Annotated in this window: 20 protein-coding genes and 2 tRNA genes; 11 read left to right on the top strand and 11 right to left on the bottom strand. The window is 42.2% G+C overall.

From position 1 onward, the window contains the following. Positions 1-220 precede the first annotated feature (220 nt). The 3 genes from J0X14_RS16590 to J0X14_RS16600 all read right to left on the bottom strand — a co-directional run bounded on the left by J0X14_RS16590 (position 221) and on the right by J0X14_RS16600 (position 2,675). Positions 221-295: transfer RNA gene (locus J0X14_RS16590), tRNA-Pro, on the bottom strand. A gap of 144 nt (positions 296-439) precedes the next feature. Continuing rightward, positions 440-523: transfer RNA gene (locus tag J0X14_RS16595), tRNA-Ser, on the bottom strand. A 115-nt stretch (positions 524-638) separates the two neighbouring features. Further along, entirely contained in the window at positions 639-2,675 is a 2,037-nt protein-coding gene (locus J0X14_RS16600; protein WP_207098941.1) for an HD family phosphohydrolase, read from the bottom strand. Positions 2,676-2,787: 112 nt separating this feature from the next. On the opposite strand from J0X14_RS16600, the gene J0X14_RS16605 reads away from it, so the two are divergent. Continuing rightward, positions 2,788-3,963: an acetyl-CoA C-acyltransferase gene (locus J0X14_RS16605; protein WP_207098942.1), complete on the top strand. Its 1,176-nt coding sequence runs from the start codon at positions 2,788-2,790 to the stop codon at positions 3,961-3,963. 20 nt (positions 3,964-3,983) lie between these two features. Beyond that, complete coding sequence (locus J0X14_RS16610) at positions 3,984-4,733, top strand: NlpC/P60 family protein (RefSeq protein ID WP_207098943.1); 750 nt, start codon at positions 3,984-3,986, stop codon at positions 4,731-4,733. Positions 4,734-4,786: 53 nt separating this feature from the next. On the opposite strand, the gene J0X14_RS16615 is transcribed toward J0X14_RS16610, so the two are convergent. Then, a complete protein-coding gene (locus J0X14_RS16615; protein WP_207098944.1) occupies positions 4,787-6,049 on the bottom strand; it encodes a tetratricopeptide repeat protein in 1,263 nt (420 codons plus the stop codon). Positions 6,050-6,121: 72 nt separating this feature from the next. Continuing rightward, on the bottom strand, positions 6,122-8,608 hold the full coding sequence (gene gyrA / locus J0X14_RS16620) for a DNA gyrase subunit A (protein ID WP_207098945.1): 2,487 nt from the start codon (positions 8,606-8,608) through the stop codon (positions 6,122-6,124). Between the two features lie 262 nt (positions 8,609-8,870). Between gyrA and J0X14_RS16625 the strand changes: the two genes are divergently transcribed. Together J0X14_RS16625 and J0X14_RS16630 are read left to right on the top strand one after the other, a co-directional pair. Further along, positions 8,871-11,426, top strand: coding sequence for an ATP-dependent Clp protease ATP-binding subunit (locus tag J0X14_RS16625; RefSeq protein ID WP_207098946.1), 2,556 nt, complete (start codon positions 8,871-8,873; stop codon positions 11,424-11,426). 156 nt (positions 11,427-11,582) lie between these two features. Further along, entirely contained in the window at positions 11,583-11,996 is a 414-nt protein-coding gene (locus J0X14_RS16630; protein WP_207098947.1) for an STAS/SEC14 domain-containing protein, read from the top strand. A gap of 3 nt (positions 11,997-11,999) precedes the next feature. Here J0X14_RS16630 and J0X14_RS16635 read toward each other — a convergent pair whose 3' ends face one another. Next, positions 12,000-13,535: an NAD(P)H-hydrate dehydratase gene (locus J0X14_RS16635; protein WP_207098948.1), complete on the bottom strand. Its 1,536-nt coding sequence runs from the start codon at positions 13,533-13,535 to the stop codon at positions 12,000-12,002. A gap of 259 nt (positions 13,536-13,794) precedes the next feature. On the opposite strand from J0X14_RS16635, the gene thrA reads away from it, so the two are divergent. The 7 genes from thrA (at position 13,795) to J0X14_RS16670 (ending at position 21,626) form a co-directional block, all read left to right on the top strand. Then, the gene (thrA, locus tag J0X14_RS16640) at positions 13,795-16,239 is read left to right on the top strand and encodes a bifunctional aspartate kinase/homoserine dehydrogenase I (RefSeq protein ID WP_207098949.1); all 2,445 of its coding nucleotides are present in this window, start codon (positions 13,795-13,797) and stop codon (positions 16,237-16,239) included. Between the two features lie 2 nt (positions 16,240-16,241). Continuing rightward, entirely contained in the window at positions 16,242-17,165 is a 924-nt protein-coding gene (locus J0X14_RS16645) for a homoserine kinase (RefSeq protein WP_207098950.1), read from the top strand. 4 nt (positions 17,166-17,169) lie between these two features. Then, complete coding sequence (thrC, locus tag J0X14_RS16650) at positions 17,170-18,465, top strand: threonine synthase (protein WP_207098951.1); 1,296 nt, start codon at positions 17,170-17,172, stop codon at positions 18,463-18,465. 103 nt (positions 18,466-18,568) lie between these two features. Beyond that, positions 18,569-19,660 carry a glycine cleavage system aminomethyltransferase GcvT gene (gcvT, locus tag J0X14_RS16655; protein WP_207098952.1) on the top strand — a complete coding sequence of 364 codons (1,092 nt, stop codon included), beginning with the start codon at positions 18,569-18,571 and terminating at the stop codon, positions 19,658-19,660. 3 nt (positions 19,661-19,663) lie between these two features. Next, positions 19,664-20,488, top strand: coding sequence for a sugar nucleotide-binding protein (locus J0X14_RS16660; protein ID WP_207098953.1), 825 nt, complete (start codon positions 19,664-19,666; stop codon positions 20,486-20,488). Between the two features lie 64 nt (positions 20,489-20,552). Beyond that, complete coding sequence (locus tag J0X14_RS16665; protein ID WP_207098954.1) at positions 20,553-20,837, top strand: 4a-hydroxytetrahydrobiopterin dehydratase; 285 nt, start codon at positions 20,553-20,555, stop codon at positions 20,835-20,837. Between the two features lie 78 nt (positions 20,838-20,915). Next, a complete protein-coding gene (locus tag J0X14_RS16670) occupies positions 20,916-21,626 on the top strand; it encodes a YebC/PmpR family DNA-binding transcriptional regulator (RefSeq protein WP_207098955.1) in 711 nt (236 codons plus the stop codon). Between the two features lie 8 nt (positions 21,627-21,634). Here the strand turns inward: J0X14_RS16670 and J0X14_RS16675 are convergent, their stop codons facing one another. The 5 genes from J0X14_RS16675 to J0X14_RS16695 all read right to left on the bottom strand — a co-directional run bounded on the left by J0X14_RS16675 (position 21,635) and on the right by J0X14_RS16695 (position 25,360). Further along, entirely contained in the window at positions 21,635-22,174 is a 540-nt protein-coding gene (locus tag J0X14_RS16675; protein WP_207099050.1) for a 1-acyl-sn-glycerol-3-phosphate acyltransferase, read from the bottom strand. 41 nt (positions 22,175-22,215) lie between these two features. After that, positions 22,216-23,271, bottom strand: coding sequence for an iron-containing alcohol dehydrogenase family protein (locus J0X14_RS16680; protein ID WP_207099051.1), 1,056 nt, complete (start codon positions 23,269-23,271; stop codon positions 22,216-22,218). A gap of 68 nt (positions 23,272-23,339) precedes the next feature. Next, a complete protein-coding gene (locus J0X14_RS16685; protein ID WP_207098956.1) occupies positions 23,340-24,047 on the bottom strand; it encodes an HAD family hydrolase in 708 nt (235 codons plus the stop codon). Further along, complete coding sequence (kdsB, locus tag J0X14_RS16690; RefSeq protein ID WP_207099052.1) at positions 24,038-24,751, bottom strand: 3-deoxy-manno-octulosonate cytidylyltransferase; 714 nt, start codon at positions 24,749-24,751, stop codon at positions 24,038-24,040. Before kdsB ends, J0X14_RS16685 begins: the two co-directional genes overlap by 10 nt. A gap of 42 nt (positions 24,752-24,793) precedes the next feature. Then, complete coding sequence (locus J0X14_RS16695; protein ID WP_207098957.1) at positions 24,794-25,360, bottom strand: DUF4126 domain-containing protein; 567 nt, start codon at positions 25,358-25,360, stop codon at positions 24,794-24,796. Positions 25,361-25,387 lie beyond the last annotated feature (27 nt).

Below are 25,387 nucleotides of genomic sequence, written 5' to 3' on the forward strand. Positions count from 1 at the left end.
CCATCGGCGATATGCCACCAAGGGAATACAAGAACCGTTTCGGGGAAGAATTCTTCCCCGAAACAGACGACATTAATGATAATTTTATGAATTTAGCGATGTCCTAAAAGGGGTAAGGCTACATTTATCCCTCCCTATAAACCATTTATTTTGTATGCAAATTGTATGCAAATAAAAAAGGGTCACAACTTAAAAAAGCTGTAACCCTTTGATTTTCAAGTCGGGGTGGCAGGATTCGAACCTGCGACCTCCTGCTCCCAAAGCAGGCGCGATAACCGGGCTACGCTACACCCCGAAAATAGTCGTAATGACTAAAAATTTCAATACCAAAATTACAAACTCCAATAGAACCTACTTTAGTAGACCGCTCGGGCGGAGTTTATACCGAGCAATGCGAGGTGCTACACCCCGAAAAGTATTCCAATGTAAAAGGAAAAAGCGGAGAGACTGGGACTCGAACCCAGGCGACAGTTACCCGTCGACAGATTAGCAATCTGCTCCGTTACCACTCCGGCACCTCTCCTATTCATTTAATATATGAACGTGCATTTAAAAATGCGGATGCAAATGTACCTTTTCATCCGAAAGATCGCAACTATTTTTCACTTTTTTTAAAACCACTTGATTTCCAATACCCCCTACTCCGGATACTCTACACGCAAATGGTAAATATTGGTCAATTTTTGTTTTAATACCTTTTTTACCATCTCAATTTCCTTTAAGGTGATGTTGGCATTCAAAAACTGATCGGCTTGCATCTGACCCTTCACAATTTTATCCACAAATTCATCGATAATGGTAAAAGTGGGGTTTTTTAAACTTTTGGACGCAGCTTCAACAGCATCCGACATCATTAAAACAGCCGTTTCTTTGGAAAATGGAATAGGCCCTGGATATCTAAAATCTGCTGGGTCAACATCTGTTTCCAACTCTTGCTGCTTTTTGAAAAAATAATACACCAAAGTAGTACCGTGGTGGGTCCGAATAAAATCTATCACTCGGTCCGGGATATTGTTCTTACGGGCAATTTCAATACCCTTGATTACGTGGTCCACGATAATTTTGGCACTTTCCCGCGGGGGAAGGTCGTCATGCGGATTAACATTGGTGATTTGATTTTCCGTGAAATAGGTAGGTTTTTCCATTTTACCCACATCATGATACAAGGCCCCTACCCTTACCAACATGGCATTTGCTCCAATTTCATTGGCTGCGGCTTCAGCCAAATTGGCTACTTGTAAGGAATGGTGAAAGGTTCCCGGCGCTTTATCGGAAAGTTCCTTTAATAATTTGGAATTGGTATCGGAGAGCTCCAACAATGAAACATCGGAAACCAAACCAAAAATCTTTTCAAACATATAGATCAAGGGTTGGGCAAAAAGGGTCAACAACCCATTTATCACAAAAACCCCAAATAATATCCATTCTATGTTTTCAAGATTCCCTTCGTGGATGGCATGAAAGGCAAAATAGCCAATAATATAAATCAGGGTAATCTGCCCTACCGATATAAACAGATTGGCTCTTTTATAGAGTTCCGATGCCGTTAAAATGGTAACAATTCCGGCTATGGTTTGTAAAAAGATATACTCAAAACTATTGGGCACCACAAACCCAAGAATCAACACGGTGAGCACATGCACAAATAACCCCAACCGGGCATCAAAAAAGTTCTTCAATACTAGCGGAAGAATACACAAGGGCACCACATACACATAACTCTCATAGTGTTTTACGGTTAAAGTGGTGGCCAAGACCATGAGAAGGATATTGAAAAAGATAAAGGTGACCTTGTTGTTGTTCTTAAATATTTCGTTCCGATATCGCTTTAAAAACAAAAACAACATGATCAATACCAGTGCCACCAAAATGGTATACCCCAAAATAATGAAATAGTAATTATTGCCACGCCACAATTCGGATTCATACTCACCTTTTAGGGAGTTGAGGATTTTGAAGTTTTCGGCCTCAACCACCTCTCCCTTTGTGATGATCAGTCTTCCTTCGGAAACTTCGCCCCGGGTATAGGAAATTTTGGAAAGCTCTTCCTCCAATGCCCTTTCTGTAAGGGCCACATCATAGGAAAGATTGGGTCTTATATTTCGTTGGATGATATTCTCCAGTCTTGAAATCCCTTTAAAACTACTATTGGACAACATCCTGCCAATTCGTACTCTAGCTTGTTCAACATCCATGAAATTATTGGGATCCAACGGAATGGCCTCGTTATTCCTTACTAATATTATGGAGTTGGATGACGGCAGATCCTGAAATACACCAAGCCCGTAGATACTGTCAATAACCTCCTCTGCATTATTTAAAAGGGTTCTCTGTTCTTGGTTTGAAAATGAGTTTGACCCGAACAAGCCGTTCAACTCCCGTTCCACATCATTTTTGATAGTGGTCACCGTAGAAGCATCAAAAGTGTAATAATCCGTTTTTCTATTGCGAAGGGAAAGCTGTTCTTGGGCTATCTCATCTTGTGTCTTTTTGATGGAGAAATCAATGGGAGCATAAAGATTCTCATATTGCCAGGGTTTCCCTTTCTGAAATTCATATTTAAACTTCCCTCCCTTTGGAAAAAAGAAGACAATGAGCCCAACAGAAATAAGGTATAGAAAATACTTGTAGGCAAGTGATTGATGCTTATATACATTGTCTAAAGTCTTTCCCATTCTATATGCTGTTCACATCAAAAATAGAAAATATAAATAAGAAGTGGCCTATGGGTACTTCTAGACCTTTTGCATTTAATTTTAGTATTTTCGCATCAGTAAAAATGCACATATGAACAAAGTTGTTATTGTTTCAGCCGTACGGACTCCCATTGGGAGTTTTATGGGAGCTCTGTCCACCATACCCGCCCCAAAATTGGGTTCCATTGCCATTAAGGGCGCTTTGGAAAAAATCAACCTTAAACCTGAACTGGTAGAGGAAGTTTTAATGGGAAATGTAGTGCAGGCCGGTACAGGTCAAGCACCTGCGCGTCAAGCGGCCATTTATGCCGGAATTCCAAATACAGTCCCCTGCACCACAGTAAATAAGGTATGTGCATCTGGAATGAAGGCCATTATGCAAGGAGCACAGTCCATTGCTTTGGGCGAAAACTCAATTGTAGTGGCCGGAGGTATGGAAAACATGAGTCTTATTCCACACTATGTGCATATGCGGAATGGAGTTAAGTTTGGTCCAGCAACCTTGGTAGATGGCATGCAAAAAGATGGACTTGTAGATGCATACGACCAAAACGCTATGGGAGTTTGTGCTGATGCATGTGCCAGCAAATATGAGTTTAGCAGGGAAGATCAGGATGCCTATGCCATTCAATCCTACAAAAGGTCTGCAGATGCATGGGAAAATGGCAGGTTCAAAGATGAAGTGGTTCCTGTAGAGGTTCCTCAAAGAAGAGGTGAACCCATCCTAGTGAGTGAAGATGAAGAATATAAAAATGTGAAGCTGGAGAAAATTCCGGCATTACGACCAGCATTTACGAAAGAGGGCACGGTTACCGCCGCCAATGCATCCACCATTAATGATGGAGCAGCGGCAGTGGTATTGATGAGTGAGGAAAAAGCCAAAGAACTGGGATTGGAGCCATTGGCCTACATAAAAGGGTATGCTGATGCAGCCCATGAACCTGAATGGTTTACTACCGCACCCGCTAAGGCTTTACCAAAAGCTTTGGAAAGAGCGGGCGTTTCCTTATCCGATGTGGATTATTTTGAGTTCAACGAGGCCTTTTCCGTGGTAGGACTGGCCAACATAAAACTTTTGGGACTTACAGATACCAATGTGAATGTGAATGGAGGAGCGGTCTCATTGGGACATCCCTTGGGCTGTTCCGGGGCTAGAATCACCATTACCCTGCTCAACGTACTGAAACAGAATAATGCCAAATTGGGAGCCGCGGCCATTTGCAATGGTGGTGGTGGTGCTTCGGCCATTATTCTTGAAAGAAATTAGTTATCCAATTCAGCCAATAAATGCAATATGGAATCTGCCATTTGAGCATTGTTCCCATTAGGGTTCAGCCTGACGATTGCACTGAAATGGTTTCCCAACTTTTGTATGGGGAACACTTTAAAGTGCTGGAAAGTAGAAAAAAATGGAGCAGGATTCGTGTGGCCCATGATCAATGCGAAGGATGGGTTTCCAACAATCAATTTACCTTTATTACTGAAGATGATTATGATGAATTGGTAAGCGGAGATAAGAAGATTTCTTCTGATATTATTTCCCATATCTGTGCCAACAACGGGATACTGTTGCCTATTTTATTGGGTTCCATGATATGCGCTTCCAAATTGCTCAACCATTCTTTTGAAGGTACGGTTACAGAAGGTGAAAGCCCAAAATCGAGTTTGGTCGATACTGCCTTTCTGTATTTGAATGCACCGTATTTGAAAGGCGGAAAAACTCCTTTTGGCATCGATTGCCCAGGGTTCACCCAAATGGTTTACAAAATCAATGGGTATCAATTGAAACGAGATGCCGAGGGGCAATCCAAACAAGGAGAGCCTCTCAGTTTTATTGAAGAAAGTGAACCGGGTGACCTAGCTTTTTTTGATGATAATGAAGGGGTCATAGACCATGTGGGGATCATATTGAAGGACAATTACATTATCCATGTCCACGGTCATGTGCGAATCGACCGTCTGGATCATACCGGTATCTTCAATACACAGGAAAAATTATACACCCATAAACTGAGGGTTATCAAAAAAATACTCTAAAAGAAAAAGGGCCACAAAATTGCGGCCCTTTTTAAATTTTCATTGTAGAAGAATTATTCTCCCAAAAGTTTTTTAACTCTCATAAAGTTTTCCGTATCACCCAATGCTCCATAGATGTTTTTCAACTGGGTCAAAATACTTTGGTTGTCAGGATTTGTTTTCACGGCATCCTCCAAAACTGTTGCTCCTTCCTTGAACAAACTATCTTTTTTTGCTTTAAGCTCATCGTATTTGGCAATATCAGCCTTAGAACTACCAAGAGCGTTCATTTCATCGATAAGTCCGTTCCCTTCATTTACATAAGTAGTGGAAAGGTTTAGAAGGGCATTGATGTACCCTGGGTCAATGGCCAAGGTCCTTTTATATGCATCTCTGGCATCTTCCAAATTTCCCTGCTCCATGTTGATCACTCCAATGTTGTAGAGCAAATCGGCATTGTCAGGAGCCATTTCAGAAGCTTGGGCCATCAATTCCTTAAACTTGTCCTTATCACCAAGGGAATAGTACAAATTTGCCTCTCCCAAAACAAGATTCACATCTTCAGGGTTAGCTTCCCGTGCTTCTGCATAGGCTTCAAGAGCTTTATCAGAATCACCTAATTGCTGGTAAATCAAGGCAACGTTCTTGACAATCTCTGGTTTTTTTGAAGGACTTCTTTCTTCTTTAGGGTCTTTGTGTGTACCTGCTTTTACATACAAATCCCTTGTATTTTTATCCATGGTCTCAACCTCGCCCGTCTCTATATTAACCGCGGTGAAAGTAACCCCACTACCATCATAGTTAAGGTCTTTGAGCTCATTGTAGTACTCCAATGCCTTCTCGTAGTCCTGCCCATTTACTGCACTACTTGCTGCGTAGTATAGATAAACTGTATCTGCTGGACTTAATTTGTAGCTCAAGTACAATTTTTCAGCAGCTTCAGAAAATTTCTGATTGTTGTTGTCCTCAACAGCAGCATTTACCAAATCGGCTGTCATTTGCGCCAATTTTTGACGTGCTACAGTAGTATATTTTTCCTTTCCAGTGGCCTCTTCAACAGAAATAACTTTGTTGTAAGCATCAATGGCAGGTTGGAATGCAGTGGCGTCTCCCTTGGATGCCAAATCTGAATACACATTGCCCTTAACCGCATAGTATTGGGCCTGTAATTTTTCATCAGCAGCATCAATGGTTGATGAAGCAGCATCCAAAGCGGTTTTTGCAGAGGCGGCATCACCATCCTTCAACGCCTTTTCTGCATCCTTAATCTCATTCTTCTGGGAAAAGCCCATCGTTGAAATTCCTATGGCTAATAGTATTAAAACTTTAGTCTTCATGTTAAAATGTAATTATTTAGTGTTTATCGATTATTAATTATTCTCATTGTTCCTATCAATTGCCATGCCATCCTAGTCATTTACCTCTATATCAAGGACATCGGTTTCATCAAGGTCGTCATCTTCTTTCATGACCTTGGCCACGGCAGCAATGGAATCCCCATCTCTTAGATTAATGAGGCGAACTCCTTGAGTTGCTCTTCCCATGACACGGAGGTCTTCTACACTCATACGAATGGCAATTCCGGATTTGTTGATGATCATAAGGTCGTCACTATCACATACGTTCTTAATCGCAACCAATCCACCTGTTTTATCAGTGATGGAAATGGTCTTCACGCCTTTTCCACCCCTATTAGTTACGCGATAATCTTCTATGGTGGATCTTTTACCGTACCCATTTTCTGAAACGACCAAGATATCATCCTCAAAATTATGGACAGAAACCATACCGATTACTTCATCCTTATCATCGGCCAAGGTAATTCCTCGGACACCAGAGGCATTTCTACCCATGGGTCGGGTCTTGCCTTCTTCAAATCGGATGGCTTTTCCTGATTTCAATCCCAAGAAAATCTGACTTGTACCCGTTGTCAATTTGGCTTCCAATAGCTCATCACCATCTTTTACGGTAATCGCATTAATACCATTTTGACGTGGACGTGAATATTGCTCCAAGGAAGTTTTCTTCACCGTGCCTTTTTTAGTGGCCATAATCACGTAGTGACTGTTTACATAGTCCTCATCTTTTAGGTCTTGCGTACAGATAAAGGCTTTCACCTTATCCTCCATCTCAATGTTAATCAGGTTCTGGATAGCTCTTCCTTTAGACGTTCTGCTGCCCTCGGGAATTTCATAGACGCGCATCCAGAAACATTTTCCGTTTTGGGTAAAGAACAACATATATTGGTGGTTGGTGCCTACAAAAAGGTGCTCCAAGAAATCCTCATTTCGGGTCGAGGATGCTTTTTGACCAACACCTCCCCTATTTTGGGTTTTGTATTCGGATAAGGGTGTTCTTTTGATGTAACCTGCATGGGAAATGGTAATGACCACTTGCTCATCGGGAATCATGTCCTCAATGCTCAAGTCACCACCAGCGTAATTAATTTCAGACCTTCTATCATCCCCATACTTCTCTTTCACTTCAAGAAGCTCATCTTTAATGATCTGCATTCTGCGCTCTTTCTTGGCCAAAATATCCTTCAAGTCCTCAATGGTCTTTAAAAGTTCAGCATGCTCATCACGCAGTTTGTCTTGTTCCAGACCAGTAAGTTGGCGCAAACGCATTTCTACAATGGCCTTGGCCTGAACCTCGGTCAATTTGAAACGCTCCATTAAACTGGTACGGGCTTCTTCCACATTCGAAGATGCCCTAATAATGGCTATCACCTCATCAATATTATCTGAAGCAATGATCAGTCCCTCAAGGATATGTGCACGATCTTCGGCCTTTTGCAGTTCGTATTTGGTCCTACGGACTACCACCTCGTGTCTATGTTCCACAAAGTGATGAATGATTTCCTTCAAGTTCAGCAATTGAGGTCTACCCTTGACCAATGCAATATTATTGACACTGAAGGAGGATTGAAGCGCTGTGTACTTGTACAGCATGTTCAATACGATATTAGGTATGGCATCGCGCTTAAGGATATACACGATACGCATTCCATTTCTATCGGACTCATCTCTGAGAGATGCAATCCCCTCAATTTTCTTTTCGTTGACCAAGTCGGCAGTCTTTTTGATCATATCTGCCTTGTTGACTTGGTACGGGATTTCGGTAACGACAATGCACTCTCTTCCCTGTACTTCTTCAAATGATGCCTTAGCACGCATTACAACACGCCCTCGACCCGTATGAAAAGCTTCTTTAACCCCATCATAGCCATAAATGATTCCGCCAGTTGGGAAATCGGGAGCCTTGATATGGGTAATCAGCTCATCTATATCAATATCAGTATTGTCGATGTAGGCAACGGTACCATCCACTACTTCAGATAGGTTGTGGGGTGGCATATTGGTGGCCATACCTACGGCAATACCCGAAGCTCCATTTACCAAAAGGTTGGGCACCCGTGTGGGCAAAACGGTAGGTTCTTGCAGGGAATCATCAAAATTGAGTTGATGGTCCACCGTATCCTTATCGATATCAGCCAACATCTCCTCTGCAATCTTCCGCATCTTGGCCTCGGTATAACGCATGGCCGCCGGACTATCCCCATCAACGGAGCCAAAGTTTCCTTGACCGTCCACTAGCATATATCGAAGGCTCCATTCTTGGGCCATACGTACCATAGTGTCATAAACCGATGTATCACCATGTGGGTGGTATTTACCTAAAACCTCCCCAACTATACGGGCAGATTTCTTGTGCGAACTGTTAGATCTTACCCCAAGTTCATGCATCCCAAAAAGTACTCTACGGTGAACTGGTTTTAGTCCATCACGAACATCTGGCAGGGCACGTGACACAATGACCGACATTGAATAATCAATGTAGGCAGATTTCATCTCATCTTCTATGTTGATAGGAATTAACTTTTCTCCTTCCGCCATGCTAAAATCTTATTGTTTTTTAGTGGTTAAAATATCATGGCAATATACAGAAAATAAGCCCCTTCAAAACGGTTACAGCCTACTTTATTAAAAAAATTATCAACATTTCCCACCATTGTCCCCTTATTGTAATAAAGCTATGTTAAACAACCTCAAAAGTGTCCTTTATTTCGACATTTACCACTAGTTTATCGAATAAGGGTACGGTATTTGACCACTGTAACAATACTTTTATTAATTTTAATTGCTGAAAAAGAAAGGTATGGATGATAATTTTTCCCCCAGAGTAAAAGATGTGATAGCATACAGCAAGGAAGAAGCCCTACGACTAGGGCATGATTTCATTGGTACGGAACACCTTATGCTCGGTCTTTTAAGAGATGGAAATGGCAAGGCCATTAACATTTTGGATGCCCTAGATGTGGATTTGGACCACCTGCGTAGAAAGGTGGAAATCCTTAGTCCGGCAAATCCAAACACGGGAACCATGCAAAAAGACAAGAAAAACCTTCACCTCACCCGGCAGGCCGAGCGTGCGTTGAAGACCACTTTTTTGGAAGCAAAGCTTTTCCAAAGCTCTTCCATCAATACAGCACACCTGCTCTTGTGCATTCTTAGAAATGAGAACGACCCCACAACCAAGTTGTTGCACAAATTAAAAGTGGACTATGATAACGTCAAAGAACAGTTTAAATCCATGATTACCAGCGATGATGACTATATAGACTCCCCTCAAGCGGAATCCTTTCCGAGCGACCCAGACGATTCTGGTGATGCCAAGGAAAGTACGTTTGGTTCCAACCCTGGTCAAAAAGGGGCCAAAAAATCGAAGACCCCGGTTTTGGATAATTTTGGACGTGACCTTACCCGTTTGGCCGAAGACAACAAATTAGACCCTGTTGTGGGACGTGAAAAGGAAATTGAGCGTGTATCCCAGATATTGAGCAGGAGAAAGAAAAACAATCCTCTCCTCATTGGTGAACCAGGTGTGGGTAAAAGTGCCATTGCCGAAGGTTTGGCCCTGCGCATCATCAACAAAAAAGTTTCCCGCATCCTGTACAACAAACGCGTAGTGACTTTGGATTTGGCCTCATTGGTGGCCGGTACCAAATACCGCGGTCAGTTTGAGGAGCGTATGAAAGCCGTTATGAACGAGTTGGAAAAGAATGATGATATTATTCTTTTCATCGATGAGATTCACACCATTGTAGGAGCTGGCGGTGCCACCGGCAGTTTGGACGCTTCAAATATGTTCAAACCTGCGTTGGCAAGGGGTGAAATTCAATGTATTGGAGCCACAACGTTGGATGAATACAGACAATACATCGAAAAAGATGGTGCCCTTGAACGTCGTTTCCAAAAAGTGATGGTAGAACCTACCACCGTTGAAGAGACCATCGAGATTTTGATGAACATCAAAGGCAAATATGAAGACCATCATAACGTCAACTATACTGATGAAGCCATTTTGGCTTGCGTAAAGTTGACCAACCGATATATGACAGACCGCTTTTTACCGGACAAGGCCATTGATGCCTTGGATGAAGCCGGTTCGCGGGTTCATATCGTCAATATGGACGTTCCCAAACAGATTTTGGAGTTGGAAAACCAGTTGGAGGATGTACGTGAGTTGAAAAACAGCGTGGTCAAAAAACAAAAATATGAAGAGGCTGCCAAGCTTCGGGACGATGAAAAACGTCTTGAAAAAGAATTGGCATCCGCCCAAGAACGTTGGGAAGAAGAAAGTAGACTGCACCGTGAAACCGTTACTGAGGATAATGTTGCCGATGTGGTTTCCATGATGAGCGGTATTCCGGTGAATAAAATTGCACAGACCGAAAGCAACAAATTGGCAGAATTGCCACAGTTGATCAAAGGATTTGTAATTGGTCAGGATGAAGCCGTGGCCAAAGTGGCCAAAGCCATCCAACGAAACAGAGCGGGATTAAAAGACCCCAACAAACCGATTGGCTCATTTATTTTCTTGGGACAAACAGGAGTTGGAAAAACCCAATTGGCCAAAATTTTGGCGAAAGAGCTTTTTGATTCTGAAGATGCCCTTATCCGAATAGACATGAGCGAATACATGGAAAAATTCGCCATTTCCAGATTGGTGGGAGCACCTCCGGGATATGTTGGGTATGAAGAAGGCGGTCAGTTGACCGAGAAGGTGCGCAGAAAGCCCTACTCTGTTATTCTATTGGATGAGGTTGAAAAAGCACACCCAGATGTCTTTAACATGTTGCTTCAAGTATTGGATGATGGTTTTTTAACCGATAGTCTTGGTAGAAAGATTGATTTCCGAAATACCATCATTATCATGACCTCAAATATTGGGGCACGTCAATTGAAGGACTTTGGACAAGGCATCGGGTTTGGTACATCTGCAAAAAAAGCGCAGGCTGATACCCATCAGAAAAGTGTTATTGAAAATGCCCTTAAAAAGGCGTTTGCTCCTGAGTTCTTGAACCGTATCGATGATGTAATTGTCTTTAATCCATTGGAAAGAGAAGACATCCACAAGATCATTGATATTGAATTGAACAAATTGTTCAAGCGTATTAAGGAGATAGGGTATGACCTTAGCCTTTCTGACAAGGCCAAGGATTATATTGCTGAAAAAGGTTTCGACAAAGAATATGGAGCACGACCTCTAAAAAGAGCCATCCAAAAGTATATTGAGGATACCCTAGCGGAGGAAATTGTAAACTCCAAACTGGAAGAAGGTGACAGCATCTTTATGGATTTGGATGAGAAAAAAGAAGAGCTCACCATCAAAATAAAGAAAACGGAAAAATCACCCGAGACCGAAAAGTAAAAACTATAAAACACAATTAAAAAAAGCTGACAGGTGTCAGCTTTTTTTATGCCCAAAAATGTAGTACAAACGATAATATTGCTTTTAATCTAATATTTTTCTGATCGCTCCTTCTTCACCATACTTTCGTCTCGAGACACTATAACTATTTGGGGAATGAGATTTACTTCTACGAAGAAGACCGTTGTGGTACGTGAGTATCAGCTGGACATTGGAACCATACAGGTTTTTGATGATTACATGGTCGCTACTTTTGATGAAGGTGCCACAGTTACGCTTGAGCGCGCTTATCAAATGATTGGGATTTCAGAAATACACTTTAGAGACCGGAATTTTGGCTACATCAGCCTACGCAAGAATTCCTATGCCGTGGATCCCACCATCTACAATTATCTTCGTGGTTTGGACAACCTTAAAGCGTTTGCCATTGTTTCCAAAAAGGAAATAGACATGCACAACTTCAAAATAGAGAAATTGTTCTACAAAAAGAATATGGAATTCTTTATTGAGTTTGACAACGCTTTGGCATGGGTAAAGAAAAGGGTGAGAGCAAGAAAGAATAAAAAATAGATTTTAGGTCTTTTCTCTATCTTCCACTTCCGGTGGGCTAAGAATTTCCATAAATCCCGGACCAATCCTATTTATTATTTCCGAAGCTTTAACGGCTTCATAACCCAATTGGGATGCACAGATATCACCTGAGATACCATGCAGGTACACACCAAAAATAGCAGCATGTACAGGCTCATACCCCTGCGCCACCAAACCTGTGATCATTCCCGTAAGTACATCCCCACTGCCCGCAGTGGCCATTCCCGGATTTCCAGTCGTATTCACATATCCCTTTCCTTTATATAGAGTTATGGTATGAGCGCCCTTTATGACCAGCACCACATTATGATCTAAGGAAAATGTTTTTGCCTTTTCCAATTTGTCAAAATCATCCTTCCATTTTCCAATGAGTCGCTCCAATTCTTTGGGATGCGGTGTTAAGATGGAATTTTCGGGAATGTCTTTTAGCATTTTAGGGTTTTTAGCCAAAATATTAAGTCCATCAGCATCAATGACCATGGGGCCTTTCATCTCTTTCAAAAGATTACCAAAAGCCTTGACTGTTTTCTCTTCCGTCCCGATTCCCATTCCAATGCCAATGACATCAGGAACAAAAGGGAGGGTGATTTTGGAAATGTTCCGTTCATCTTCATCTGTTAACACCATCACTTCCGGAACTGCAGTTTGGAGTGACTGATACCCGCATTTTGGAACATAACCCGTGACCAATCCACTACCGGTAGTCAAACAGGCATTGCTTGCCAATTGCACCGCTCCGATTTTACCATAACTCCCTCCAATGATCATGGAATGACCATACGTTCCCTTGTGAGAAAATTTAAGTCTCGGTCGGTACATTGGGATGATCTCAGATTTACCGATGAGTTCAAAATCGGTCTCGGTTTTCTCCAAAATTTCTACATCCAAACCAATATCCAACAACTCCCATTGATTGATGTAAATCCCGGTCTCTGGCAAAAAGAAAACCAATTTAGGTACCTGAAAACTCAACACATAACTCGCTTCAATCACATGGGATGGGTTCCAAGGATTTCTATCCATGGGCAATCCCGAAGGGATATCCACCGCAAGCACAAAAGCCTGTGAAGCATTAATGTGCTGTATCAAATTCCCAACCCACGCGTCTGGTGCACGATTCAAACCAATCCCAAAAATGGCATCCACCACAATATCGTTCGGTGAAATTTCCGGTAAATCGCTGTCGTCATTAATAAAATCCGGCCAAACCTTTACCTCCTTCAATCGCTCCAGATTCAACAAAAAATCCTTGGAACGTTTATCACTGTAGTTCACCACATGCACCTGAATGGCATAGCCGTGTTCATGTAGCAGTCGCGCCAAAACCATACCATCTCCCCCATTGTTGCCAATACCACAGAACAGTTGTATCTGCACGGTGGTACCCCGTAAACGGGCATGTATCCACTCAAATAACCTGGTAGCGGCCTGCTCCATAAGGACATCACTGGCAATTTGCTGTTTTTCTATTGTGAATTTGTCAGCGTTGTAGATTTGTTGGGCAGAAAAAATTTTCATTCAACACAAAAATTTGATTATTTGTACGGATTTCGCAAAAAACACGTTGTAGGATTTGATGAAGTAACCAAAAGTACTACTTTTATCTCCTCATAACAGAACAATGCAAGTTAAACAAACGGATAGTAATCTACTTCAGATGGAATCTTTTTCATCTATCTTCACCGTGATTACCACCACCCCTTTGGGGTAAGTCTGCTATATATTTCCGTCCGTACTTTAATTCATTTTTCAATAGTTCTTACAATACAATTTCATCATGAAAGTCTTAAAATTTGGTGGCACTTCAGTGGCCAATCCAGAGAATATCAATAAAGTCAAGTCCATAGTACAAAATCTGGGCAAAGAAAAAGCGGCCGTTGTGGTATCAGCCTTCGGGGGCGTCACCGACCTTTCATTGAACACTTCAGCTCTGGCAGCTAATCAAGATACCTCCTACAAAGAATCTTTAAAAATTATCGAGGACAAACACATCAATGCTATAAGGGAGTTGATTCCCGTTCAAAACCAAAGCTCGGTCTTAAGCAAGGTAAAAAGTGATTTAAATGTACTGGAAACCCTCCTGGAAGGTTCGTTCTTGATTGGGGAACTGACCCCAAAACTATCCGATAAAATTGTGAGCTATGGGGAATTGTTGTCCTCCTACATCATCAGTGAATTTTTTAAGACTGAAGGACTTGACGCTGTTTGCAAGGACAGTCGAGAGCTCATTATTACCGACAATAATTTTGGCAAGGCCAATGTAGATTTTAAAAGAACAAATACTCTTTGTGAAGCTTACTTTGCCAGTAACCCAAACCAAATTACCATACTTCCTGGATTTGTAGCTTCTAGCAGCTCAGGAAATTCAACGACTTTGGGAAGAGGGGGTTCTGACTATACAGCTGCCATTATTGCTGGTGCAGTGGAAGCAGATATTTTGGAAATCTGGACTGATGTTAGTGGCATGTACACTGCCAATCCAAGATTGGTGAAACAAGCCAAATGTGTCTCACACATTAGCTATGAGGAAGCCATGGAATTGTCCCATTTTGGCGCAAAGGTGCTCTACCCTCCTACCATTCAGCCAGTTTTGGGCAAAGGAATTCCAATTGCCATCAAAAATACATTCGACCCAGAAAATCCAGGAACACTCATTACCAAAAGCACCAATGGAAATGGGAAAACCGTTCGCGGTATCAGTCATGTGGGGAACATCAGTTTATTGTCTTTGGAAGGTCCAGGGATGATTGGTATTCCAGGAATTTCAAAACGATTCTTTGAAACACTTTCTCTGAAGAATATCAGCATTGTGCTCATCACCCAAGCCTCATCCGAGCATTCCATTTGCGTGGGTATCGCAGACGAAGATGTTGACACTGCCGCGGAAGCCGTAAATGAGACGTTTGAATATGAAATCTCAACCAAAAAAATCAAACCCGTAATCGTTGAGAAGGATCTTACCATTATCGCTTTGGTGGGCGACAATATGAAAAGTCACCAAGGGTTGAGTGGTAAAATGTTCAGCACCCTTGGGAAGAACAATGTAAACATCAGGGCCATTGCGCAAGGGGCTTCGGAGCGAAATATTTCTGCAGTCATCAAAAAAGATGATGTAAAAAAAGCGCTCAACTCTCTGCATGAAACCTTTTTTGAGGAGAACATCAAACAACTCAATCTTTTTGTAATGGGTGTGGGAAATGTGGGCTCTAAATTCTTAGACCAGATTCGGCAGCAGAAAAAATACCTGAAGGATGAGTTGAAACTCAATGTAAGGGTTATTGGCATTAGTAACTCCAGAACCATGGCCTTTGATGAAAATGGCATTCCCCTTAAAGATTGGGAAGCCGTTCTAGCCAATGGTGAAAAAACAGATAAACAAGCCTTTTTTGACCGAATAAAGTCCCTCAACTACCGTAACAGTGTTTTTGTGGACAATACGGCCAGTGCCGAAGTGTCGGAAAGTTATCCCCACTACCTTAAAAACAGTATCTCAGTGGTGACTTGCAACAAAATTGCCTGTTCTTCGGACTATTCCTATTATAAGGAATTGAAACAGTTGGCCAAACAATACAATTCGCCATTCCTGTTTGAAACCAACGTGGGAGCGGGATTACCCATTATTGACACCTTAAAGCATTTGATTGCTTCCGGGGATAAGGTAAAGAAGATTCAGGCGGTACTTTCTGGAAGTCTAAATTTTGTGTTCAATACCTTTAACGATTCGGTGCCCTTTCACGATGTGGTGAAACAAGCACAAGAACAAGGGTACACCGAACCTGACCCTACCATCGACCTTAGTGGTGTTGATGTAATGCGAAAAATCTTGATTTTGGCTCGGGAGAGTGGCCATCAATTAGATATTGACGATATTGCCAATGAACCTTTCTTACCGAAAGAAAGTCTGGAAACCAATTCCAATGACGCCTTTTTTGAGTCCTTGAAGAAGTATGAAGCTGACTTTCAGAAAATGTACAAAGAAGCTGCCGATTCCGATAGCAAGTTGAAATACGTCGCCCAATTTGAAGAGGGACAAGCCAAAGTAGGGCTGCAAAAAATTCCAAAAGGCCACGATTTTTACAATCTGGAAGGAAGCGATAACATTGTGTTGTTCTATACCGAACGCTATCCCAACCAACCCATGATCATAAAAGGTGCCGGTGCGGGTGCAGATGTCACAGCTTCGGGTATCTTTGCGGATATTGTACGAATTGGAAATTTCTGATTATGGAAGAAATCAAGGTTTTTTGCCCTGCTACCATTGCCAATGTTTCCTGCGGATTTGACGTCCTCGGATTGGCCTTGGACTCCGTGGGCGATGAGATGACGGTGAGAAAAATTCCAGAAAACACCATTCGTATTACTAAAATTTTAGGTCAAGACCTGCCTCTGGAAACGGAAAAAAATGTTTCCGGTGTGGCCGGATTGGCCTTGTTGGCCAAAAGCGATTACAAAGGTGGTTTTGAAATCGAAATTGATAAACGAATCAAACCCGGAAGTGGAATAGGAAGTAGTGCTGCAAGCTCTGCAGGTGCGGTTTGGGCCATGAACGAATTGTTGGGTAGACCCTTTTCCAATTTGGAATTGGTGCAATTTGCCATGCAAGGCGAAAAATTGGCCAGTGATGTGGCCCATGCCGATAACGTGGCCCCTGCCATTTATGGTGGATTCACTTTGGTGCGGAGTTATGACCCTTTGGACATTATCCCCATCCCTACCCCTTTGGAACTGTATGCTACCGTGATTCATCCGCAGATAGAAATAAAGACCTCGGATTCCCGAAAAATTCTAAGGACTACCATTTCGTTGGCGCAGGGCATAAAACAATGGGGCAATTTGGGGGGACTAATCGCTGGATTGTATCAAAGCGATTACGACCTGATCGGCCGCTCGTTGCACGATCATATTGTGGAGCCCATCCGTTCCATTCTGATTCCCGCTTTTGATAAAATCAAGGCCAACTCCATTGAAGCTGGGGCGCTAGGCTGTGGCATATCCGGTTCAGGACCTTCCATTTTTGCGCTGAGCCAAGGGGAAACCAATGCCCAAAAAGTGGCCGCTTCCATGAAAGAAACCTATAAAAATATTGGTGTTGCTTTTGACATCCATATCTCTAAAGTGAACACCCAAGGCGTAAAGAAAATCGCTTAACTCCATGAAATTTTACAGCTTAAACCAACTTATCCCAAATACTTCGTTCAAAGAAGCCGTTATTGCCGGAATTGCACCCGATAAAGGATTGTATTTTCCCGAAAGTATTACCCCGCTTCCGTCTGACTTTTTCGATACGATAGAAGAATTGTCCAATCATGAAATCGCATTTCAGGCCATACGGCAATTTGTCAGCGAAGACATTCCGGATGCTATTTTGAAAGAAATATTGGAAAATACTCTGGATTTTGATTTCCCCGTGGTTGAAATCGAAGAAAATGTGGCTACATTGGAACTTTTCCATGGGCCCACCATGGCTTTTAAGGATGTGGGAGCTCGATTTATGGCTAATTGTTTGGGCTATTTTTCACAAGGCGAAAAAGAGGAGGTCACCGTTTTAGTGGCAACTTCAGGGGATACGGGTGGTGCTGTGGCCAATGGCTTTTTAGGAGTTGATGGTGTCAATGTGGTGATTCTGTATCCTAGCGGCAAGGTCAGTGATATTCAGGAAAAGCAACTGACTACCTTGGGTGTAAATATTGTGGCCATGGAGGTGGACGGCACGTTCGATGATTGTCAGCGCATGGTAAAAACCGCTTTTTTGGATGGGGAAATTACAGGCCACAAAAAATTGACTTCAGCCAATAGTATCAATGTCGCGAGATGGCTGCCCCAATTGTTTTACTTTTTGTTTGCCTATAAACAAGCTAAATCCAAAGGAAAGGAAATTGTATTCTCTGTCCCTTCTGGAAATTTTGGAAATATCTGCGCAGGAATGGTCGCCCAAAAATTGGGTATGCCTATAAAACATTTTGTGGCTTCAACCAATGTAAACGATGTGGTACCTAAATTCATGCAGCAGGGCATTTATAACCCGGTGCCTTCCATAGCAACCATTTCCAATGCTATGGATGTGGGCGACCCCAGTAATTTTGTCCGTATCAGGCATTTGTATCAAGATGATTTGTCCACACTTCAGGAGAATCTTTCTTCATATGCTTTCACAGATGATACAACAAAAGTTGCCATGAAAGAGGTGTATTCCCAGACGGGATACGTTATGGACCCGCATGGCGCTGTAGGCTATTTGGGGTTGAAGGAATATCAAAAAAGCAAGCCAAATACCTACGGTATTTTCTTGGAAACGGCCCATCCCGTAAAGTTTTTGGATGTGGTAGAGGAAACCCTCGGATTAAGCCCAGAAATCCCGGCCCAAATCCAAAAAGTGATGGGCAAAGAAAAAAAATCCAACAAGATCTCATCCTACGATGCGTTAAAATCCTATCTGCTGGACAATTAGCGTTTTCCCGGTTTGAATTTAACAGTGATTTGTTCAAAACATTGATTTTGATAAAGCCTTGTCTTGTACGAATTCAATAAATTTACCCCATAAACCAAAAGGAATGAAAACGACCGCGTTGACCGATACCCACATTGCATTGGGGGCAAAAATGGTTCCCTTTGCGGGCTACAACATGCCTGTATCCTATGAAGGGGTAAACATTGAGCACGAAACCGTACGAAAAAGTGTTGGAGTCTTTGATGTATCCCACATGGGCGAGTTTTTGATAGAGGGGCCCAAGGCTTTGGACCTCATTCAAAAAGTGAGTTCCAATGATGCATCTAAATTGACTGTTGGCAAAGCGCAATATAGCTGTATGCCCAATAAAACAGGGGGTATTGTGGATGACTTGATCGTATATCGGGTGAAGGATGAAACTTACCTTTTGGTGGTCAATGCGTCCAATATTCAAAAAGATTGGGACCATATCTCAGAATATAATGCGTCCATTGGAGCTGATATGCGGAATATTTCCGATAATTATTCCTTGTTGGCCATTCAGGGACCAAAAGCGGTTGAAGCTATGCAGTCCTTATCATCAGTTGACCTTTCAGCAATCAAATTCTACAATTTTGTAGTAGGTGATTTTGCTGGAATTGAGCATGTGATTATTTCGGCCACAGGGTATACCGGTTCAGGTGGTTTTGAAATTTATTGCAAGAATGATGAAGTGCAACAGGTTTGGGACAAAGTTTTGGAAGCTGGAGCGGATTTTGGCATCAAACCTATTGGATTGGCGGCGCGTGACACCCTTCGCTTGGAAATGGGCTACTGCCTTTATGGAAATGACATCGATGACACCACTTCCCCTTTTGAGGCTGGACTGGGATGGATTACCAAGTTCACCAAGGATTTTGTGAACAGTAATGCCCTTGCCCAAGAAAAAGAAGAAGGTCCCAAACGTAAATTAGTCGCTTTTCAGATGGAGGAGCGCGGTATTCCCAGAACGGGATACCCTATCTTGGATGCCAAAGGAAATGAAATTGGGAAAGTAACTTCTGGAACTATGTCCCCTTCCCTTTCCAAAGGAATTGGATTGGGGTATGTCACTACCGAAAATGCCCAGTTGGATAGTACTGTTTTTATTCAGATACGCATCAACAAAGTTCCGGCTACCTTAGTAAAATTGCCATTTTATAAAACCTCATTATAGCGTTTGGATAAAAAGAAGATACTGATATTGGGCGCGAGTGGATTTGTGGGAAACGCCATATACAAGGAACTCTGCTCTTATTTTGACACTTATGGCACCTACTACTCCAACCGGAGTTTTTCCAATAACAAGCAGTTTTTCCGATATGATTTGGAGGAAGATGATATTTTTCAGATTCTCGAGAAAGTTCGACCTGATGTGATTATTTCTTCGCTTCGGGGAAATTTTCCAGCCCAGATACAAGCACATCACCATCTCATGGAATATTTGATGAAGAGCCATACCAAGCTCTATTTCATTTCCTCGGCCAATGTTTTTGATGCCTACAGCAAGTTTCCTTCCTATGAGTTTGACAAAACACTATCTGAAAGTGTTTATGGGCGACTCAAAATAAAGATTGAAAACATGTTGATGCGTATGCCCCAGGATAAAACGGCTGTTCTTAGGGTTCCGATGGTTTTTGGAAACACATCACCCAGAGTAAAGGAAATAAAGGTCCATTTGGAAAACAAGGAACCCATTGAGGTATTTCCCAATCTCATCATCAACGTTACCAATGATGATAGGCTTACGCAGCAGGTTCATTATCTCATCAACCGAGATAAAACGGGTATCTTTCATTTAGGGAGTACAGATTTAATCCACCATGAGGAATTCATCAAAGAAATTGTTCAGCGTATGGGTGGAATCCACAAACCCATCTTCAAGCACGTTTTTACCACCAATGAGGACCGCTATTTGGCGGCTCTGCCCAAAGACAATCAATTACCCAAAAATTTAAGGATAAGCTGTCAGGAAATCATTGACCACCATATTCCCGTGGATTGATATTAATTCAATTCTTTTCGCTTTTTCGTATCGATTTGGCTAACTTTCAATAAAATGGAATAGTATGGAAAAGCTAAGCTCTGCTCAAATTGAAGAATCCCTTAAAAACCTTTCGGGATGGTCTTTAGAAGATGATATGATAGTGAAATCCTTCAAATTCAAGAATTTTAAAGAAGCCTTTTCCATGATGACCCGAATTGCGTTTGAATGTGAACAGCAAAACCATCATCCCAATTGGGAAAATGTCTACAACAACCTCACCATCAAATTGAACACCCATGATGCTGGCGGTGTTACCCAAAAGGATATTGACTTGGCCAAAACCATTGAAAGTATAATTAATAGCTAATATTTTTCCTCTGAATTACTCACTTGACAGCGGTGCTTTTTTTGCTAAATTTGCCCCCAGCCGTAACCAATAATTTGTATGGGAAGAGCATTTGAATTTAGAAAGACACGTAAACTGAAGCGATGGGCTGCCATGTCCAAAGCATTTACCAGAATTGGAAAGGATATTGTAATGGCCGTAAAGGAAGGCGGCCCTGACCCGGATGCCAATTCTAAACTTCGTGCTGTAATTCAGAATGCCAAGGCTGTTAATATGCCCAAAGATAACATTGAGCGGGCCATTAAAAGGGCTTCGGACAAAAGTCTTGGGGATTACAAAGAGGTACTTTTTGAAGGGTACGCCCCTCATGGTATCGCCATTTTAATTGAGACCGCTACGGACAATAACACTCGAACCGTGGCCAATATTAGAAGTTATTTCAACAAATGCAATGGCAGTCTGGGAACATCGGGCTCGGTAGAGTTCATGTTTGACCATACTTGCAACTTCACTATAAATGGTGAGGGTATGGACCCAGAGGAGCTGGAACTGGAGATGATAGATTTTGGCGCTGAAGAGGTGTTTGTGGATGAAGAAGGTATCCACATCTATGCGCCTTTTGAAAGTTTTGGTGCCATCCAAAAAGAATTGGAGTCGCGGGATATAGAAATTCTTTCTTCCGGTTTTGACCGGATTCCTCAAGTCACCAAGGAACTTTCTGAAGAGGAAATGGCTGATGTAGAAAAGCTTTTGGAAAAAATTGAAGAGGATGATGACGTTCAGAACGTGTTTCACAGTATGCAGGAATAGATAACAGTCTAAAAACTGTATTCGGGCACCTTTCCCTTTACCCCTTTATAAAAGGTGCTTATCTTTTGAAAATCACTTTCTTGATCATCGGTTGGATGGAAAGGAGTTGCTATTTTCACCTCTTTTTTCCCAAAATCAAAAGCAACCATGACAATGGGCACTTTGGCTTTTTTGGCGATATGATAAAAGCCTGTTCGCAGCTCATCTACTTTTTTTCGGGTGCCTTCTGGGGCTAAAGCAAATCGGAATACCTTTCTTTCGTTAAAAACCTGAACAACACTATCCACGGTATTGGAGTTTTTGGAACGATCCACGGGTGCTCCCCCTGTCCAACGAAAAAACCATCCGAAAGGAGGCTTAAACAAGCTTTTCTTTCCAATATAATTGATCTCTTGGTTGACTACCTTCCGCACCAACAAACCAAGAAAAAAATCAATCCAATGGGTATGGGGCACTACAATGACCACACATTTATCCATATTTGGAAAAGTTCCATTCAGTTTCCAGCCCAAAACCTTGAAGTATATAAACTTGGCCAGTGCGTGCATTTTTTTAACAAATATTTCCAAAATGGAAAAGTTGAGAATCCTCAAATTTTTTGGTACAAAGCCTGCAGCCGTTCTGGGGTCATAATGGTTTTCCAATCCTTACCCAATGCATTTTCCCAAAGGGCATCCAATCCCAATGCTACATTGACCATAACATCAAAATCGTTCTGGGTAAGATTGGCACAAACACCTTTGGGTAATTTGATGTCATGCTTTTCAACCATTTTTTTAAAGAGCGCTACACCTTCGGGATAAAACTCTCCCAAATGTTGAAAGACCATACAATTTCCAATCCCATGTTTAATGCCCAACAGATAAGACAATCCATAGCTCATGGCATGGGCAATCCCCACTTGGGAATAGGCAATACTCATACCTCCGTGCCACGAGGCCATCATTAATTTGTCACGGGATTCACTAGCGGGAATATCATCCAAAAATACTTCCTTACAAAGCTCCAGGGCTTTTTCTCCATAACTTTGGCTAAAAGCATTCAAATAGGTTCCTGTGAGCGACTCAATACAGTGAATGTAACAGTCCATCCCTGTAAAGAACCATTGTTCTTTGGGAACGGTTTTGGTTAAATCAGGATCCAAAAGCACTTGGTCATAGGTGGTAAAATCTGAGTTGATCCCGAGCTTTTTCTCTGGCCCCAATAAAACTGTTGTTCTGGAAACCTCAGCGCCTGTCCCGCTTATGGTTGGGATTCCCACATGGTACAGCGCCGGTTTGTTCACCAAGTCCCATCCTTGATAGTTTTCGGCAAGGCCTTTATTATTCAGCAATATGGCAACGGCCTTGGCCAAATCCAAAAGGGTTCCACCGCCTATGCCTATTATTCCCGAAGGAAGTTCATCATATTCTTCCCTGATTAACTTCACCAAGGCATCCACTTGGGCTGTTTTGGGCTCTTCATCGGCGGAAACGAAAATAATCTTGTCATTGAACATCAATGGAATTTGGGCAACCAAATCTTTGGTCTCAAAGTAGTCATCAACCAAAAAAATAAAAGGCGCATCGGCATTTTTACGTTTGGGCAACAAAATTTCGCCCAACTGTGAAAAACTTCCTTGCCCAAAAACTACACGGGGCACCATAGGAAAATTGCGGTACACGGTCTTCTGGTGTGATTTTATTTCTTCTCTTTTCAAGTTGCTTTCGGTCTTCAATGTTTATTCAAATATTTTAAAATGTCCTTTAGGCTGTTGAGTTTTAGGTGATCGTTCATCTGCTCTGTTTCTGAAACCATTTCATGGGCCCATGTGGTATGAAAGGGAACATGCACAGCCTTGGCACCAATTTTCAAGATAGGCAATACATCCGACTTAAGAGAATTGCCAATCATTAAAAATTCATCCACGTTGATATTTAAGTGCTCCAAAAGGTTGCTATAATTGCTTTCCTTTTTATCACTCAACACCTCCACATGATGGAAGTATTTGGAGAGTCCGGACTTCTCCAATTTTCGTTCTTGATCCAAAAGGTCGCCTTTGGTAAGTACAATCAACCGATATTTATCCACGAGTTTTGAGAGTACTTCTTCGACACCATCCAAAAGCTCCACAGGATGGGAAATCATGTCCTTACCCAACTTCAATATTTCGGAAATGGTCTCTTGGGGAATCCTATTATTGGACAACTCCAATGCAGACTCTATCATGGACAACATAAACCCTTTTATGCCATAGCCATAGATTTCAAGGTTCTCCATTTCTTTTTTAAAGAGCTCTTGGTCCACCTTGTTTTTGGTCTCGTAGCCTTCCAGCAAATCCGCGAAACGTTCTTCGGTTTCCCTAAAATAGGTTTCGTTCACCCACAGGGTATCATCGGCATCAAATCCAATTACTTTTATGTTGCTATAGTCTACTTCCATGCTTTTACAGCGCGTTCCAAATCTTCAGGGGTGTCTATCTCGACCCCAGTGACATGGGTTTCCACCATTTTTATTTTCTTTCCATATTCCAAAAACCGGATGGCCTCTATTTTTTCCTTGGCCTCCAAGGGCAACATCGGCAATCTTTGAAAATCCATCAAAGCCCTTTTTCTGAAGGCGTAAATCCCCTTGTGCTTATAATAAGTGGCTTCAACCTCCTTATCACGGGGATAGGGTATGGGGGAACGGGAAAAATAGAGTGCACAATTTTGATTGTCCACGATGACCTTTACCGTATTGGGGTTGGAAATTTCTTCCCAATCCGATATGGGGGTCATTAACGAGGCCAAATCTATTTCTTTCTTTTGATCATTTTTGAAAACTTCAATGATTTTTCCCAAACTCTCGCCATCAATAAAAGGTTCATCGCCCTGTACATTGATGACAATGTCCACATCCATGTCCTCCACAGCCTCAGCAATTCGGTCACTTCCACTTTGGTGCTCCTTTTTGCTCATGATTACCTCTCCCCCTATTTCGGAGATAACATCAGAGATGATTGAACTGTCCGTTACTACGTAAACGGCATCAAACAGTCCTGTTTTCACTGCTGCTTCATAGGTTCTGACAATGACCGGTTTACCGCAGAGATCCTGCATGAGTTTTGCTGGGAATCTTGAAGCTTGGTATCGCGCCGGAATCATGGAAATTATTCTCACTTTTTCTATTTTGTTTGATCGATGTTGCTATTTGGTCTTGGGACGTAGTTTTCGGTAGATCATAAAAATGAAAATCAAAATGATGATTACCAAAATTGCCGCAATGGGAGGTACCAAAATTGATGCGGTAGATACGGCCACAGCTGTTCCCGTTTCAATAGTGGACACTATGGGATTGGCCATGCCTCCCGTGGTTGCCGTCGAGGTCATTCTGCCTGCCGCATTGGCCCCTTTAATGGCCGTTGCAGTTCCGCCTCCGGCAATTATGGCCAAGGACCAGGTAACCACCGGATCTAGATTGGCTACAGTGGATACCATAACGGCTGTACCGGCAATTCCCGCTAAGGGAATGGCGATACTGTCCAAAGCGTTGTCCACCCAAGGAATAAAATAGGCAAAAATCTCAATAATGGTGGCAACTCCCAATGTTATCAAAGCGGCAAGGCTTCCTATCCATTGCCAACTATCATTCAGTTCCCATGCCCCTAAATAAGCCGCTAAACTTAGGGCAAACAAGGGCAAAAAGACCCTAAATCCCACTGAGGCAGCCAAACCTATGCCTAAAAATATACTTATGATGGTATCTGGTGTCATATTCATGGTCTTGTCTAAAATAGGGTA

This window comes from Allomuricauda sp. CAU 1633 (assembly GCF_017313225.1).
Lineage (GTDB): Bacteria > Bacteroidota > Bacteroidia > Flavobacteriales > Flavobacteriaceae > Flagellimonas.

Excerpts from the sequence above, each read along its gene's own strand:
- J0X14_RS16600 (WP_207098941.1), bottom strand. The coding sequence starts at position 2,675 with ATGGGAAAGACTTTAGACAATGTATATAAGCATCAATCACTTGCCTAC.
- J0X14_RS16605 (WP_207098942.1), top strand. The coding sequence starts at position 2,788 with ATGAACAAAGTTGTTATTGTTTCAGCCGTACGGACTCCCATTGGGAGT.
- J0X14_RS16610 (WP_207098943.1), top strand. The coding sequence starts at position 3,984 with ATGCAATATGGAATCTGCCATTTGAGCATTGTTCCCATTAGGGTTCAG.
- J0X14_RS16615 (WP_207098944.1), bottom strand. The coding sequence starts at position 6,049 with ATGAAGACTAAAGTTTTAATACTATTAGCCATAGGAATTTCAACGATG.
- gyrA (WP_207098945.1), bottom strand. The coding sequence starts at position 8,608 with ATGGCGGAAGGAGAAAAGTTAATTCCTATCAACATAGAAGATGAGATG.
- J0X14_RS16625 (WP_207098946.1), top strand. The coding sequence starts at position 8,871 with ATGGATGATAATTTTTCCCCCAGAGTAAAAGATGTGATAGCATACAGC.
- J0X14_RS16630 (WP_207098947.1), top strand. The coding sequence starts at position 11,583 with ATGAGATTTACTTCTACGAAGAAGACCGTTGTGGTACGTGAGTATCAG.
- J0X14_RS16635 (WP_207098948.1), bottom strand. The coding sequence starts at position 13,535 with ATGAAAATTTTTTCTGCCCAACAAATCTACAACGCTGACAAATTCACA.
- thrA (WP_207098949.1), top strand. The coding sequence starts at position 13,795 with ATGAAAGTCTTAAAATTTGGTGGCACTTCAGTGGCCAATCCAGAGAAT.
- J0X14_RS16645 (WP_207098950.1), top strand. The coding sequence starts at position 16,242 with ATGGAAGAAATCAAGGTTTTTTGCCCTGCTACCATTGCCAATGTTTCC.
- thrC (WP_207098951.1), top strand. The coding sequence starts at position 17,170 with ATGAAATTTTACAGCTTAAACCAACTTATCCCAAATACTTCGTTCAAA.
- gcvT (WP_207098952.1), top strand. The coding sequence starts at position 18,569 with ATGAAAACGACCGCGTTGACCGATACCCACATTGCATTGGGGGCAAAA.
- J0X14_RS16665 (WP_207098954.1), top strand. The coding sequence starts at position 20,553 with ATGGAAAAGCTAAGCTCTGCTCAAATTGAAGAATCCCTTAAAAACCTT.
- J0X14_RS16670 (WP_207098955.1), top strand. The coding sequence starts at position 20,916 with ATGGGAAGAGCATTTGAATTTAGAAAGACACGTAAACTGAAGCGATGG.
- J0X14_RS16675 (WP_207099050.1), bottom strand. The coding sequence starts at position 22,174 with ATGCACGCACTGGCCAAGTTTATATACTTCAAGGTTTTGGGCTGGAAA.
- J0X14_RS16680 (WP_207099051.1), bottom strand. The coding sequence starts at position 23,271 with ATGGTGCCCCGTGTAGTTTTTGGGCAAGGAAGTTTTTCACAGTTGGGC.
- J0X14_RS16685 (WP_207098956.1), bottom strand. The coding sequence starts at position 24,047 with ATGGAAGTAGACTATAGCAACATAAAAGTAATTGGATTTGATGCCGAT.
- kdsB (WP_207099052.1), bottom strand. The coding sequence starts at position 24,751 with ATGATTCCGGCGCGATACCAAGCTTCAAGATTCCCAGCAAAACTCATG.
- J0X14_RS16695 (WP_207098957.1), bottom strand. The coding sequence starts at position 25,360 with ATGACACCAGATACCATCATAAGTATATTTTTAGGCATAGGTTTGGCT.